Below are 379 nucleotides of genomic sequence, written 5' to 3'. Positions count from 1 at the left end.
TTAATGATACGGCGACCACCGAGATCTACACTCTTTCCCTCACGACGCTCTTCCGATCTAAAAAAACCACCCTTCCAAGCAAAAGCAAGGAAGGGGAATGTTGCTCTTCGAACGCAGAAACACTTAAGGATAGCACTCATATTCTTTTGGATTCTGTTTACAAAACGGGCTATTTAAACGCTTCTTGACACTGCGCCTCGGGATAACAGCGCCAGGCTGACAAATGGGAAGGTTTTCAGATTTATAGTTCTCACACCAATTCCCATCTTTATTTTTATAACGGAAACCATCTTGGATCATGCAAGCATAAATTGTTGCATATGTATTGTTGCTTAGCTTTTTATTTTCTGGATCGACATCATAAGGAGTTGGCATGCCA

1 pseudogene is annotated in these 379 nt (G+C 41.7%); it reads right to left on the bottom strand.

From position 1 onward, the window contains the following. Positions 1 to 123: 123 nt before the first annotated feature. Positions 124 to 379, bottom strand: a pseudogene (locus tag J7R10_RS09670) (hypothetical protein); the annotation flags it as partial.

The organism is Bartonella vinsonii subsp. berkhoffii ATCC 51672 (assembly GCF_902825225.1).
Lineage (GTDB): Bacteria > Pseudomonadota > Alphaproteobacteria > Rhizobiales > Rhizobiaceae > Bartonella > Bartonella berkhoffii.
Note: the sequence above shows the minus strand (reverse complement) of the source record. Positions and strands in the feature narration are given on the sequence as shown.